Here is a 14,034-nt window from a genome sequence, read left to right as displayed (position 1 = left end):
ATGCAGCGTTATAAAATTATTCACCGTACTTACTACAACTACTCTGCTAACGTAACTCTTGGCTTGCATAATTTACTCTTACGTCCAAGAGAAGGTCACGAGCTTCGTATAGAGTCATTTAGTTTGAACTGCGTACCCAAAGCAGAAATATTGTGGCATAGAGATGTTGAAGATAATTCCGTAGCTATAGCTAACTTTAAAGAGTCTACTCAACAGTGCATAATCGAGAGTGAGGTGATTATTCAGCAGTATAATGAATCACCTCTAAATTTTATTGTCGCGGATTATGCCATTAATTATCCTTTTGAGTACAAAGCTGATGAGCAGTTTTTACTCTCACCCTATATGACTCTTCCAGACATAGAAGATAGAACACTCCTAAACAACTGGATTTTTAGTCTATATAAATATGGCGAAAATATTGAGACCTATTCATTATTACAAAGAATAGCGGCTAATATCTATAATACTATGTCTTATACGGTCAGAGAAGAACCCGGCGTTCAAACTGTTAAGGATACTCTCTCTCTTGGTTCAGGTTCATGCCGTGATTTTGCGCTCTTTTTTATGGAGTGCGTTAAGTGTTTAGGTTTAGCATCGCGTTTTGTAAGTGGATATCTTCATGCACCGCTAATGTTAGACCAGATAGGATCAACTCATGCTTGGGCTGAAGTCTATATACCCGGCGGAGGATGGAAAGGATTTGACCCTACTATAGGGGATATCGTTGGTAAAGACCATATTCCTGTTGCGGTAGCTAGACTAGCCGAGTCTGTTCCCCCAATATCGGGTTCATTCTCAGGTGTGGCCAAATCTACTCTTGACGTAGGAGTCTGGGTAACTAAGTGTTAAAAAAGAGTATTGTTTAGTGGCATTTTATAAGCTTTATATAGTATTATTTCATGATTAAACGGATTTCTTAATTTTTAAGCAGTTTATGATAATTATGCAAAATGTTAAATGATACAATATCTGAAATATCAAAGGAAATATCATGTCATTAAAAGTTGTCCTCTCTCATAAAACACACTACAAGTATGATAAGTACATATCACTTTCTCCTCATACAATAAGATTACGTCCTGCACCACACAGTAGAACGCCAATTGACGCTTATTCTTTAAAAATTACTCCAGAAAATCACTTTATAAACTGGCAGCAAGATCCTTATGGTAACTATCTCGCGAGAATAGTTTTTCCAGAAAAAGTAAAAGAGTTTGGCATAGATGTAGAGGTAATCGCTGATTTAGTCTCTATCAATCCTTTTGATTTTTTTGTTGAAGAGTATGCTGAAGAGTTTCCTTTTACTTATAAAAAAGAGCTCAAAAAAGAGTTAGAGCCTTATTTCGAGATAACAGAAAAAGGAAAATTACTTAAAAAGTTTCTCAAAAAACTTGATCTTAAAAAAAGAAAAATAAATGATATGTTGGTTTACTTGAACATAGAAATTTATAAATTTTTAAAATATACTGTACGTCTTGAAGCTGGCGTTCAAGCTTGTGAAGTCACGCTTGATAAAAAACTAGGTAGCTGTAGAGACTATGCATGGTTATTTGTTCAAGTACTACGTTCTTTAGGTCTTGCAGCACGTTTTGTTTCAGGATATCTAGTGCAACTTAAAGCGGATGAGAAATCTCTTGATGGTCCTAGTGGTCCTGAAGAAGACTTTACCGACCTTCACGCTTGGACGGAAGTTTATCTTCCAGGTGCTGGTTGGGTTGGACTTGATTCAACAAGTGGACTTTTTGCTGGGGAGGGTCATATTCCTCTAGCTTGTACTGCACACTATGATGCTGCTCATGCCATAGAAGGCTTAAGTGACAAATGTGAAACAGAGTTTGAATTTTCAAACACAGTAACTAGAATCTTTGAGTCGCCTCGCGTTACAAAACCTTATAGAGATGATCAATGGGACGCAATTTATCAACTTGGATTTGACGTAGACAAAGAACTCGAAGAAAATGACGTTAGATTGTCTATGGGTGGAGAGCCTACGTTTGTTTCTATTGATGATATGGAGTCAGAACAGTGGAATACTGGAGCTGATGGCCCAGAAAAAAGAGCACTTGCCGACACACTCTCTAGAAAACTTTTAGATTCGTTTGGTAAGGGAGGAATGCTTCATTATGCTCAAGGAAAGTGGTATCCTGGTGAGCCTATTCCAAGATGGCAAACTTCCATAATCTGGAGAAAAGATAAGAAAAAAATATGGAAAGACCCATCTCTTTTTGCAAATATGAATGAGAGTTATGAGTATACAAATGAAGATGCTCAAAATTTCATAGAAAAATTAGCACTCACTCTTAAAGTAAGTAAAGAAAACGTAATTAGCGCTTATGAAGACCCAATGCACTATATAATGAAAGAGGCTGAATTTCCTTTAGACGTAGACCCTTTAAAATGTGACATAGATGATTCTATAGAGAGAAAAAACATAGCGAGAGTTCTCTCACAGGGACTGAGTAAACCAGTAGGGTTTGTTCTGCCTTTAAATTATGGTGAGAAAGAGTGGATGAGTTCTGGATGGGCCTTTAGAAGAGCTCACCTGTTTTTAATTCCAGGAGATTCTCCTTTAGGTTTAAGACTACCTATGTCTTCCCTTATAGAAAACCCAGAAAATGAATTAGCAACACATCCAGAGCCTGATCTATTTGCAGAAGTCGGTAAGTTAGATAAGTTTAGAAAAGATGCAAAAAAAAGATGTAAAAAAGCTGACACTATTACTATAGAAAATGACCCAGATGCAGTTTTTGTAAGAACGGCACTAAATATTGAAATCCGTAAGGGAAAACTCTATATATTTTTACCACCATTAAATCATACTGAAGCCTTCTTAGAACTTATCGCTTCTATTGAAGCGGTTGCAAAATCACTTAATATCAAAGTAGTAATAGAAGGGTATGAACCAGCTCACGACTTAAGACTAGAGACTATTAAAGTAACCCCGGATCCTGGCGTTATTGAGGTGAATATTCATCCGACTACTTCTTGGAAAGATCTAAGCGATAATCTATTTACGCTTTATAAAGACGCTAAAGAGTCGCGTTTAGGAACTGAAAAGTTCATGCTTGATGGAAAACACACCGGAACGGGTGGAGGTAACCATGTCACTATTGGTGGTATGAAACCAGAAGACAGTCCACTTCTTCGTCGTCCTGAAGTTCTTAGAAGTTTTATAACTTTTTGGCAACACCATCCAGGTCTTTCGTATCTATTTTCAGGTGCTTTTATTGGTCCAACTTCTCAGGCACCTCGTGTGGATGAGGGAAGACTTGATAACTTGTATGAACTTGAGATTGCATTTTCTCAGATTCCACAAGATGAAGAAGTTCCATTTTGGTTGACAGATAGACTCTTCCGTCATATGCTAACAGATATAACTGGAAACACTCACCGTTCAGAGTTTTGTATAGACAAACTTTACTCGCCCGACTCTAGTTCTGGTCGACTTGGTATTTTAGAACTTCGTGGTTTTGATATGCCACCACATCCTAGAATGGCACTCTTGCAAAATCTTTTGATTAGAACTTTAGTATCACTCTTTTGGAGAAAACCATACAAGCATAAACTTGTTCGTTGGGGTACTCAACTACACGATCAGTTTTTACTTGAGCATTATGTTAAAGAAGATATGAAAGACATTGTTGAGTATTTAAATAATGAAGGTTATGATTTTAAACTAGACTGGTTTGATCCATTCTTTGAGTTTAGATTTCCTCTTTATGGAATGGCGACAGTTGAAAATGTCCATATGGAACTTCGTGGAGCAATTGAGCCATGGAATGTTTTAGGCGAAGAGAGTAGCTCTCAAGGTACATCAAGATATGTTGATTCTTCACTTGAGAGAGTGCAAGTAAAAGTAAATAACTTTATACCTGAACGCTATGTGCTGACTTGTAATTCAGTCGTTATTCCACTGAGTCCTAGTGGCATTGAAGGTGAATTTGTGGCTGGCATTAAGTATAAAGCATGGCAACCATGGTCTGCACTTCATCCTACTATTGGAGTCGATACTCCATTAACTTTTGATATTGTGGACAAATGGAACCAAAGATCTATTGGAGGGATGACTTATCACGTTTCTCATCCTGGTGGTAGAACGTATGAGACATTTCCTGTAAATTCAAATGAAGCCGAATCTCGCAGAGGTAATAGATTTTTTGAGTTTAACCATACCCAAGGTCCTGTTGAATATGTAAGTTCAACAGTAGTCAAACAAAACATGACTGATTTGAGTGGCACAAAAAGAGCCGTACTTCTAAAAGATAAACCAGATAGTGAAGTATTTCTTTTCCAAGAGGTTACTCAGAGTATAGAGTACCCTCATACATTAGACTTAAGAAGAAAGTGGGCCAAACAGTAAATGAGTATATTTGAGGGTTATTCTAGAGAGTCTTCACTAGATGAAGTATTTGATAGTGAGGGAAACGTTAAAGAGTCTTGGAGTGAAGTAGTAAAAGGGATAGAAGAGTCAGGACTAGAACTTTTAAAAGAGAAGCAAGACGAAATAGATTGGCACCTTGAAGATAATGGCGTAGCATATAATGTTTTTGATAGTAACGAAAAACCTACAAGTAGATCTTGGAGTCTTGATCCTATCCCTTTTGTTGTTAAAGAAGAGGAGTGGAGCGAGATAAAAAAAGGTCTCAAACAAAGAGCAAAATTATTTAATCTCATCCTCAAAGATTTGTATTCAGAGCAAAAGCTTATAAAAGAGAATATCGTTCCCGCTGAAGTTATCTTTGCTCATAAAGGTTTTCTTACAGAAGTTTTCAACTTTGGTAAGAAGGAAGATTTTAATCTCTACTTTTATGCGACAGATATAGCACGTGGTCCAGATGGAAAAATGTGGGTTGTTAGCGATAAGGCTCAGGCACCTTCCGGTCTTGGATATGCTATAGAGAATAGACTTACAATGAACTCTGTTGCAAACGAGCTTTATCCTAATATCTCAACCAAAAAACTCTACTCATTTATTCAAGACTACAAAGCACTTCTTAGAGAATTGACTGGTGGAGATACATCAACAGCCGCTTTACTTACTCCAGGTGCTTATAATGAGACTTACTTTGAACAAGCATATCTTAGCTCTTATCTAGAGATAAATATGGTACAAGGAGCTGATTTACTCGCTAAAGATGGGTTTATTTGGGCAAAAAGTCTTGGTGGCCTTAAAAAAATCAATACATTACTGCGACGAGTAGATGACAGGTTTTGTGATCCTCTTGAGCTTAAAAGTGAATCTCAGCTAGGTGTTGCTGGACTTTTAGACGCAATGCGAAATAATAATCTAAATATGATTAATCCAATAGGTAGTGCGATATTAGAGAACATTGGACTAAACCCTTTTATGAAAAAAATATCTCAATTTTTTCTAAAAGAGGATTTGATTCTTCCTCAAATTGCTACATGGTGGTGTGGGCAAAAAAAAGAGCTTGATTTCGTTATAAAAAACTTAGATACTCTTATCGTTAAAAAAATTGATAGGACAGAAGAGATACAGATTTACTTTGGTAAAAACCTCTCAGTGGAACAAAAAGAGCAACTTATCTCTAAGTTAATTCAAAATCCTCATCAATATGTTGCACAAGAAGAGATTGGCTTCTCTACCGTTCCATATTTTAATAAAAATAAAATCGAACCTAGAAACGCCGTAATTAGAGCATTCTCAATAAAAAAAGGTGATGACTACACTGTAATGAATGGTGGACTGGTCCGAATTGCTGCACATAAAGATAGTCTCTTAGTTTCATCAAAAAATAGTGGTATAAGTAAAGATTTATGGATACTAGGTGAAGAGGAAGAAGAAAATATTCCAATGGCACCAATCAAATATGTGCCTTTTGTTGAAACATCCATTGAAAATATCTCTACGCAAAAAGCGGAAAATCTCTTCTGGCTTGGACGATATCTCTCAAGATCTATAGCTACGACTAGGCTAATACTTCATGTAATCAAAAAAATTACAAACTTTTATAGATATGAAATTGTGACATCTAAGGAGTCACAAGTGATTTTACAAAATGCACTTACACATATGACAATGACATATCCAGGCTTTTTTGATTTAGAAAACAAAGAGAACTTAGAGATTTTTCCTATGGTAGAGATAAGCTCTGTAATTAAAGATATAAATCGTTCAGGTTCTTTGTCTATGACGATATCAATGCTCTCAAATGCAAATATAAATCTCAAGGATCTTTTAACATTAGAGTCTTGGAAATTATTTGACAAAGCAAATAAAGAGTGGTATGCCTTTGCCAACAGAAAAAATGATTCTACCTTAGTTATTGCTGGAGAATTAGATAAGTTTCTTATCTATCAAATGGCCTACAAACAGCTTGTATATGAGAGTATTTTTAAAGAACAAGGTCTTATCTTATTTGAAATAGGTTTTAAAATAGAAGATGCACTTCTACTTATCTCCAAAGCTAAATCAATACTCTGTATAAAAGTTGACAAATCAATAAGCAGTGATGTACTTACAGGAATGCTTAACTCCGTAGAAGGGTTTAATGCATATAGAGCACACTATAAAAGCTCTTTAACTCTAGAAAATGTTTTAGATTTTTTAATTTTAAATCCACAGTTTCCAAAATCACTCTCATACATTATGCAAGCACTCTTAGATGACTTTAAGCTATTGCCAAAAGCAAAAGAGAGTTTAACTTCATACGAAAATACTATCATTAAAGTACAAAAAATACTCAATACGATAAACCTACAAGCCCTGATTAATATAAAAGAAGAAGATGGTGTATATACGGAATTGGATGATATTTTATCTGAACTGTCCGACCTTACACTTAAGTGCTCCGATGAGTTTTCAAATACCTATTTTTCACACAATGATGAGTAACTATGATATATAACATTTACCATAAAACAGAATTTTCATACCAAAATGATGTAACCTTTAGTCATAATTTAACAAGACTCAAACCAAAAGATACTTATGCTCAAAAACTTTTATCTTTTGAGATGGAAGTTTCTCCCCCCGCATATGAATCTTCAGAGTTTATAGATATGTATGAGAATACAAATATTCATATGCTCATACGTAAACCTCATAAATCATTTAGTGTTATTGGAAAATCAACAGTAGAGATATCTACATCTTTAGTAGAAGAGCATCTAGCAAGTTTAAAGATACATAGTATCACTTATGAAGAAGCACTTAAGAGGCTCTCTAAATTTCATGTTGACGATGTATTGGCTAAGCAGTATTTATTTGAATCTGACCTAATTCCATATGCCTCACAAGCAATCAAAGATTATGTACTTGAGTCTTTTAGAAAAGATAGAGATATGTTTGAGGCTGCAAATGAGTTTATGCAGAGAATTTTTAATGATTTTAAGTTTGTCTCTGGCTTTAGTAATATAACTACAAATGTAGAAACAATTTTTGAAGCAAAAAAAGGTGTATGTCAAGATTTTGCACAATTTGCAATTTCTGCACTTAGAAGCATAGGCCTACCTGCTAAATATATGAGTGGGTATATAGAGACACTTCCTAAAGAGGGAGAAGAAAAACTTTTTGGAGCGGACGCTTCACATGCATGGTTTGCACTTTATATTCCAAATGCAGGGTGGGCTGAGTTTGATCCAACAAACAATATTATTCCAAAAGAGCAACATATTGTTCTTGGTTCAGGTAGAGACTATAATGATATTTCACCTCTAAAGGGCGTTGTATTTAGTAGTGGTAACAGTAAGCTTTCAGTTATGGTAGATGTTAGAAAAGTAGAGACTATAACACAGGCCTCTACTTAGAAGTATAGTAATAGTACATAGCTGTACTACTATTTTTAATCGACAATTACTTTGTCTATTCTTTCATTAACTTGATTTAAAAGTTTAACCATATCCGTAGTGTCAATTTCTTCAGGTATATAATCTTCATTTAAACTTTTAAGAATATGATCAATATCTTTGATTACACTAACCGTCATGTCATCTGGTAAATTAAATCTTATGCGATAATCTGCCTCTTCAACGAGTTTACCTAATCTAAAAAACAGAAGACGTCCTGATCTATACTCTCTTTTTGATACACTACCCCAAATCTCGCGAATAAGCGAGTGTGCGGTATCGAGTAGTTTATAATCGACAAGTACGGGAGAATTAGATGCACTTTGAAATAGTGCATGGAGTTCTATTGTCTCGCCAAAAGCATTGTTATGAAGATGATTACGACTGATGATAGCACTCTCTCTCGCATTTTGAACTGCAGAGAGTAAGTTCGCACTATGCTCTCCAAATATTGCTTTTTGTAAGAAGTCGATTGCGTCTGTATATTCAAGCTCAATATCAAATTTCTTATAAAGCTCTTTTCCCGCATTTTTATCAACATCTATAATTTTGTCATATGCAACTAAAATTTCATCTAGCGTTACAACCATTCTCTCTAAGTATCTGCCTAACCAGTATAAGTTTGTAGCTACGTTTGCCGTTATTAAGTGATTCATATTATAACTCCATTACCCAAGTATCTTTAAAACCGCCACCTTGAGAAGAGTTAACAAGATAGTTTCCTTCTTCAAGTGCATATCTAGTAAGTCCACATTGCCAAACTTTTACATCCTCACCCATGACCACGTAAGCTCTAAAGTCCGCTTTTCTATCTACTAGTTCATTGTTGATAAAGCATTTCTCATCATAAAATTCTACAAGTTCTTGCGCTATAAATCTTCTAGGGTTGTTTTTTATAGTAACCTTTAGATCTTCTATTTGAAGTTCTGTCATAGAGTGTCCAAATAAAACGCCGTAACCTCCAGCTTCAGCTACATCTTTGATAACTAGTTTATTCATATTGTTCATGACATAATCCATATCTTCTTTGAAGTATGGAAGGTATGTTGGTGCGTTTTGTAATATAGGCTCTTCATTTAAATAGTACTTTATCATTTTAGGTACAAAATAATAGATTCCTTTATCATCGGCAACACCATTTCCTATTGCATTCATAAGTGCAACATTTCCAGCTAAGTATGCATCAATAAGACCAGGAACACCTATGAGACTCTCAGGATTGAAAAACTTAGGATCTAAAAAATCGTCATCAAGTCTTCTGTATATTGCGCCAACCAATATCTTTTTACCGTTATAGTTTTTAAAATATACTTTTTTATCAATCACTACAAGTTCATGTGGACGTGCAAGTAACGCACCACTTTTTTCTGCAAGATAACTGTGCTCATAGTAAGCAGAATTAAATCTACCTGGCGTTAGTAAAACATTTATGCCACCAGTGTTTGAGTAGTCCATTGCACTTCCAATAATTTTAGGAAAGTCTTTAATTGGTTGAATTTTTAGTTTTTCAAAAAAGTCTGGGTAAATCTTTCTGTAAGTGTTTCTAATGGAAAGAGGGTAACTAGAACCACTAGGCACTCTCAAGTTATCTTCTAGAATTATCCATTCATCACTTTTTGAATCTTTTACAAGATCTATTCCACTGATATGCGTTCTTAACTTTTTAGATGGTGAAAAACCAACAAACTCTTTTAAGTAACCACTAGCGCTATCTATAAAGGCTTGAGGAATTACACCATCTTTTACTATCCTGGAATCTGTGTATAAATCTTCTAAAAAAAGGTTAAGTGCTGTAACTCTTTGAATAAGCCCTTTTTCTATTTTTGCAAACTCTTTCTTGGAAATAATGCGAGGTACGATATCAAAAGGTAGAGATTGCTCTATAAAATTACCATCTTTGTAAAGATTGTAATTTACTGCAAACTTATCCATATACTCTTTGAATTCATTTATTTTTCCTCTATCTTGCTCATCGAAAATTTTCCAAAACTCTGTGTGAAGCTCAGTTGACTTTTCTAACATTTAATGACTCCAATCTAATATATTTCTTTCAATACTATTATAGCTATATATTAGCTTATTTAAATAAAATAGTTGTTTATTTAATAATCAAAATAGTGCTTAAGTATCTTTTTTATATTTTTTGATGCAAAGTAAGTAAAAGTGTTATAATAAAAATAGTATTCACTACAAGATAGGAAATAAAATGGAAAAATTTGATTTAATAATTATTGGGGCAGGTAGAGCGAGTGGACTCGCTGTAAATGCTGGTAAGGCAGGTAGAAAAGTTGCATTGATAGAGAAGTCTACATTAGGTGGAACTTGTCCAAGTAGAGGCTGTGTTCCTTCAAAACTACTCATTGGTTATGCCAATGTCGCTCGAGGGATTAAAGAGTCTGCTAGACACTTTATAGACTCAAAAATAGAAAATATAGATAAAAAAAAGATATTTGAAAAAACAAACAGATATATAGACTCTATAGATGGGGCATATGCACGAAGGCTCAATGAAAATGTAGAAGTGATATATGGAGAGGGAAGTTTTCTCTCAAACTATGTAGTTGAAGTAAACGGTAGAAAACTCCAAGCAGATAAAATAGTCATAGCAACTGGTACAAAACCAATTGCACCTGCACATGAAAAAGCATGGACTAGTGACAATGTTTTTCCTTTACTTGGAGATATCCCTAAGTCTATAACTATAGTAGGTTCAGGCTTTATCGCCTGTGAGTTGGCAAACTTTTTTGATGCTATAGACATAGAGACGAAAATGTTAGTGAGAAATGAAACGCTTCTGGGTAACGAAGATGAAGATATCTCTAATATATTTAAAGAAGAGTTTACAAAAAATGTTGATGTGGCATTTAACACGACAATAGAAGATATAGACTATCAAGAGGATAGCTTTAAACTCACTTTGCTAAATTCAAATGGGCAAAAACAAGAGCATCTAACGCACAGACTACTCTACGCTACGGGAAGAGAGTCTAATGCGGGAAGTTTAAAACTTGAAAATACAGATATAAAAGTAAACGAGAGAGGCTACATAGTAAGTGATGAAGACCTACAAACAACGGTAGATGGCGTTTATGTGGTTGGAGATGCTAACGGAAAATATATGCTACAGCATGCTGCGGCATATGAGGTAAATCATCTCTCTAAGGTGCTTTTAGAAGGAGAAAAGAGTAAGGTTCGTTTTAAGTATATGCCTCACGGAGTATTTACCGATCCAGAAATTGCCAGTGTGGGTATGAGTGAGAAAAAACTTCAAGAAGCAAATATAAAGTATGTAGCCAATACGACAGATTGGTTAGCTAGTGCAAAAGCACAGTCGACAAGACTTAAGTATCCAAGAACAAAGTTTTTAATCAATCCCGACACATATGAGATATTGGGATGTCATATGATAGGACCAGAGTCTGCTACGATGATGCATCAAGTTCTTGCCGTGATGCATATAGATAATGACATTCGCCATCTAAAAGATATGATTTATATACATCCCGCGTTGAGCGAGTCTTTACTTCCTGCAGCTATTAAAGTTATAAGCGCTGTTAAAAAGTATAATCTAAAGAGTAGTACCTAAGCTTCACTCTGCTGCAGTTTTCTCGCAATATAGTCTGCAGTTGGTGCGTCGACTGAGTTGACGTGCATGACTATCCATTCTGGAGTTTTACGTACGAAGTTGATGATTTTTTTAATCTGTCCATACTCTTTCCACTGTACCGTAGCATACTGTAGGTCAGCTAAAAACATATCATGTGCCGTTTTATGCATGTCATAAGATGGAAAGTTATACTCTAGCATCAATCGCTCTTCACTTGCAAAATGCTCAGTTACATGTTCAATGTATTCATCGATTTTCGCTTCTAATTCGCTTAGCTCGACAGTTCCTCTATCTAGACCTATAGCCAACTTATCGATGTCATTAAGAATTTTAATCTCACTTTCGTGTGTCTGCTGCATAGTCTCAACACTCATATATTCAACTTGTTCGGCATAAATCATACCCATAGTAATCCTTTATAAAAAGTATATTTAAATGTGCAGACATTATATTGTAGATTTGTTATAAATCTATTGACTTAGCTCAAATAATCCAGTTTTTAAGAGGAATCTTCATTTTCACCCTGTAAAGTACTAATGGAAATACAACGAAAAATGAACCGACTGTCATATATGCAGGTAACATCATACTCTCAAGAGTATGAGCCTCTATCGCAAAAAGAGCGATTAAAGAACCTAGAAAAAAGAGTATCCATGCAAGTGGTCTCTCTTCATGAGGAGAGTTAAATACAAAACGCAATGTAGGTATAAGCGCGCAAAAGTCGGCAATTATTGCAATGATGATTGGAAGTAATCCTGAATCATCCTTAAAAATATACCAAATTAAGATTGCCGTTATACCTATGATTAAGGAGAATTTTTCCAGATTATCTGGCTTTATATTTTCTCCTTTAAAAATTGTCAATATAAAAATTATACTTGGGTTTACCATGAAAATCACCGTTAGCATTTTTGTGACTTCGTCTGCTGTTGAGGGAGTAATCAACCAAAAAGCAAAACCGATAATACTCCAGATAAACCAAGAGATTCGGTTTGGTTTTACAGTGCCACGAAAAATACTTATAGTATATGGAAGTATAGATATAGCGAGAATCAACTGCGCTATAAGGCCTAAAAAATATGTTTCGATCATCAATGTCCTTGTTTTAAATGCATGTCTTTAGATATGTAGAATAGCTCAAATAGTTTTTGTATGCTTCTTTATCATGCAGTTTTATATACTCTATATATTTAGCAGCTGCCTTTATGCCCAGTTGTCTCTCATCTTCTGGAGTTCTTTTGATAGTCTCTACAAACTCTTGATAGTTTTTTAACTTTTTATTTTGAACTTCTGTTTTTGTATTATTTGTTTTCATCTTTAAAACTCCTACATACACTCATAAAGCTAGGAAGACTTTTATATGCATACGCCACATGAGCAATAGGCACTAAATACTTAGGTGGCGTTTTACGTTCACCACTATATCCTAGTAATACTCCGGGAGGCTCATAAACTATATCACACATCTCTAAAGCTGAGAGTGCCTCATCTCTAGAAATTATCATATGAAATAGATAAATAAGTTTATCTATAGGAATGTAAACCATGCCTAAAGGTGTGTCATTTTCGGGCATATGTTTTAGTATGATTTCTTTAAGAGTTTTAACTAGCTCATCCGATACATCTAATTTTCGAACATTCTCTTTTTTGACATAAAGAAAATAATCCTCAAATGGATATTTAGGTAGATTTTGAGTAATCTCTTTTACCTGCAAATCATCTAAGTCCAACCACTGTATTTTTTTCATAAGAGCTCTGGCATCGTTTTGTAAGGATACGATACTGGCTAAATAACTTTGACTCTTTAGTTTAAGACCTGCTATGTCGGCTTGAGACCCAATAAAGTATCCGTAAAATTTATCTGGGTTTGAGTACTCTTTTATTTTTCCTGTTTTTAAATTTTCAAGAGATAGATGAAGCTCTGTAGAGATTTTTTGAACACTTATAACTCTGTAGGGAGTGTTAATATCTAAATCGCTAAAGAGTTCCTCATCCCATTTTACATTCTTACTCTCAAAGAGGTTAAGCTCTTTGTCTTGTAAATCTAAGTCTAACCATTTCGCATCTTTTTTTTCAAAGAGATATAACTCTTCGTTTTGTAAATGCAGGTTTAAGAGATTATCAAACTCTTTGTTTATTTCACCGAGTAATTTAAATCTTTTATTCTCTAACTCTTCTATCTGTTTTATACTATTTCGATGTAACGCTACATTTTCTAAGTTCTCATTATTTATAAGTGCGACTCTTCCATGAAATGGCTCCATTTCATCCTGTTTATAGTACTTTCCCAAAGTTATTTTTCCCGAAACTGCGAACTTGGATATATAGCTAAACTCTTTGTTGGAGTTGACACTAATCCAAACTGCTTCAACAACTTGACCAACACTTAGTTCTGTTGGTAATGCTTCAGCAACAATAAAAATGGGTTTAACACCTGTATATACGGTTGGATGCATGAACTCTTCTATAGCTTGAGCGACATTAAATTGTTCCATACAGAGAGACCCTTTATATTTTTTTCAAATCCTACACACTTTCAATTAAATAAGTCGATTCATTAAAAAGTTAATTATTAAGTTTAAACTGGAATACTCTCCTATAAAATAAAAAATTAT

At 34.7% G+C, this 14,034-nt stretch carries 11 protein-coding genes; 5 read left to right on the top strand and 6 right to left on the bottom strand.

Annotation, left to right across the window (positions count from 1 at the left end):
* The 4 genes from GJV85_RS07360 to GJV85_RS07345 all read left to right on the top strand — a co-directional run bounded on the left by GJV85_RS07360 (position 1) and on the right by GJV85_RS07345 (position 7,773).
* Complete coding sequence (locus GJV85_RS07360; protein ID WP_207560746.1) at positions 1-852, top strand: transglutaminase family protein; 852 nt, start codon at positions 1-3, stop codon at positions 850-852.
* A gap of 142 nt (positions 853-994) precedes the next feature.
* A complete protein-coding gene (locus GJV85_RS07355) occupies positions 995-4,363 on the top strand; it encodes a transglutaminase family protein (RefSeq protein ID WP_207560745.1) in 3,369 nt (1,122 codons plus the stop codon).
* Positions 4,364-6,859 (top strand): circularly permuted type 2 ATP-grasp protein, encoded by a 2,496-nt coding sequence (locus GJV85_RS07350; protein ID WP_207560744.1) that lies wholly within the window; start codon positions 4,364-4,366, stop codon positions 6,857-6,859.
* A gap of 2 nt (positions 6,860-6,861) precedes the next feature.
* A complete protein-coding gene (locus tag GJV85_RS07345; RefSeq protein ID WP_207560743.1) occupies positions 6,862-7,773 on the top strand; it encodes a transglutaminase family protein in 912 nt (303 codons plus the stop codon).
* A 35-nt stretch (positions 7,774-7,808) separates the two neighbouring features.
* Here the strand turns inward: GJV85_RS07345 and GJV85_RS07340 are convergent, their stop codons facing one another.
* Positions 7,809-8,468, bottom strand: a complete 660-nt coding sequence (locus tag GJV85_RS07340; protein ID WP_207560742.1) for an alpha-E domain-containing protein — start codon at positions 8,466-8,468, stop codon at positions 7,809-7,811.
* Position 8,469: 1 nt separating this feature from the next.
* Positions 8,470-9,834: a circularly permuted type 2 ATP-grasp protein gene (locus tag GJV85_RS07335; RefSeq protein WP_207560741.1), complete on the bottom strand. Its 1,365-nt coding sequence runs from the start codon at positions 9,832-9,834 to the stop codon at positions 8,470-8,472.
* Positions 9,835-10,018: 184 nt separating this feature from the next.
* On the opposite strand from GJV85_RS07335, the gene GJV85_RS07330 reads away from it, so the two are divergent.
* A complete protein-coding gene (locus tag GJV85_RS07330) occupies positions 10,019-11,398 on the top strand; it encodes a dihydrolipoyl dehydrogenase family protein (RefSeq protein WP_207560740.1) in 1,380 nt (459 codons plus the stop codon).
* Here the strand turns inward: GJV85_RS07330 and GJV85_RS07325 are convergent.
* The 4 genes from GJV85_RS07325 to GJV85_RS07310 all read right to left on the bottom strand — a co-directional run bounded on the left by GJV85_RS07325 (position 11,395) and on the right by GJV85_RS07310 (position 13,914).
* Complete coding sequence (locus tag GJV85_RS07325; RefSeq protein ID WP_207560739.1) at positions 11,395-11,826, bottom strand: bacteriohemerythrin; 432 nt, start codon at positions 11,824-11,826, stop codon at positions 11,395-11,397. The genes GJV85_RS07330 and GJV85_RS07325 overlap by 4 nt on opposite strands.
* A 76-nt stretch (positions 11,827-11,902) precedes the next feature.
* Positions 11,903-12,511: a hypothetical protein gene (locus GJV85_RS07320; RefSeq protein ID WP_207560738.1), complete on the bottom strand. Its 609-nt coding sequence runs from the start codon at positions 12,509-12,511 to the stop codon at positions 11,903-11,905.
* 13 nt (positions 12,512-12,524) lie between these two features.
* Positions 12,525-12,734 (bottom strand): hypothetical protein, encoded by a 210-nt coding sequence (locus tag GJV85_RS07315; RefSeq protein WP_207560737.1) that lies wholly within the window; start codon positions 12,732-12,734, stop codon positions 12,525-12,527.
* The gene (locus GJV85_RS07310) at positions 12,721-13,914 is read right to left on the bottom strand and encodes a hypothetical protein (RefSeq protein WP_207560736.1); all 1,194 of its coding nucleotides are present in this window, start codon (positions 13,912-13,914) and stop codon (positions 12,721-12,723) included. The genes GJV85_RS07315 and GJV85_RS07310 overlap by 14 nt, the downstream gene beginning before the upstream one ends.
* Between the last annotated feature and the right edge of the window lie 120 nt (positions 13,915-14,034).

This window comes from Sulfurimonas aquatica (genome assembly GCF_017357825.1).
Classification (GTDB): domain Bacteria; phylum Campylobacterota; class Campylobacteria; order Campylobacterales; family Sulfurimonadaceae; genus Sulfurimonas; species Sulfurimonas aquatica.
This window is presented reverse-complemented; position numbering and strand designations above follow the sequence as displayed.

What these genes read in the sequence shown, in the direction of transcription:
- GJV85_RS07310 (WP_207560736.1), bottom strand. Translation starts at nt 13,914, where the DNA reads ATGGAACAATTTAATGTCGCTCAAGCTATAGAAGAGTTCATGCATCCA.
- GJV85_RS07330 (WP_207560740.1), top strand. Translation starts at nt 10,019, where the DNA reads ATGGAAAAATTTGATTTAATAATTATTGGGGCAGGTAGAGCGAGTGGA.
- GJV85_RS07325 (WP_207560739.1), bottom strand. Translation starts at nt 11,826, where the DNA reads ATGGGTATGATTTATGCCGAACAAGTTGAATATATGAGTGTTGAGACT.
- GJV85_RS07315 (WP_207560737.1), bottom strand. Translation starts at nt 12,734, where the DNA reads ATGAAAACAAATAATACAAAAACAGAAGTTCAAAATAAAAAGTTAAAA.
- GJV85_RS07360 (WP_207560746.1), top strand. Translation starts at nt 1, where the DNA reads ATGCAGCGTTATAAAATTATTCACCGTACTTACTACAACTACTCTGCT.
- GJV85_RS07340 (WP_207560742.1), bottom strand. Translation starts at nt 8,468, where the DNA reads ATGAATCACTTAATAACGGCAAACGTAGCTACAAACTTATACTGGTTA.
- GJV85_RS07350 (WP_207560744.1), top strand. Translation starts at nt 4,364, where the DNA reads ATGAGTATATTTGAGGGTTATTCTAGAGAGTCTTCACTAGATGAAGTA.
- GJV85_RS07320 (WP_207560738.1), bottom strand. Translation starts at nt 12,511, where the DNA reads ATGATCGAAACATATTTTTTAGGCCTTATAGCGCAGTTGATTCTCGCT.
- GJV85_RS07335 (WP_207560741.1), bottom strand. Translation starts at nt 9,834, where the DNA reads ATGTTAGAAAAGTCAACTGAGCTTCACACAGAGTTTTGGAAAATTTTC.
- GJV85_RS07355 (WP_207560745.1), top strand. Translation starts at nt 995, where the DNA reads ATGTCATTAAAAGTTGTCCTCTCTCATAAAACACACTACAAGTATGAT.
- GJV85_RS07345 (WP_207560743.1), top strand. Translation starts at nt 6,862, where the DNA reads ATGATATATAACATTTACCATAAAACAGAATTTTCATACCAAAATGAT.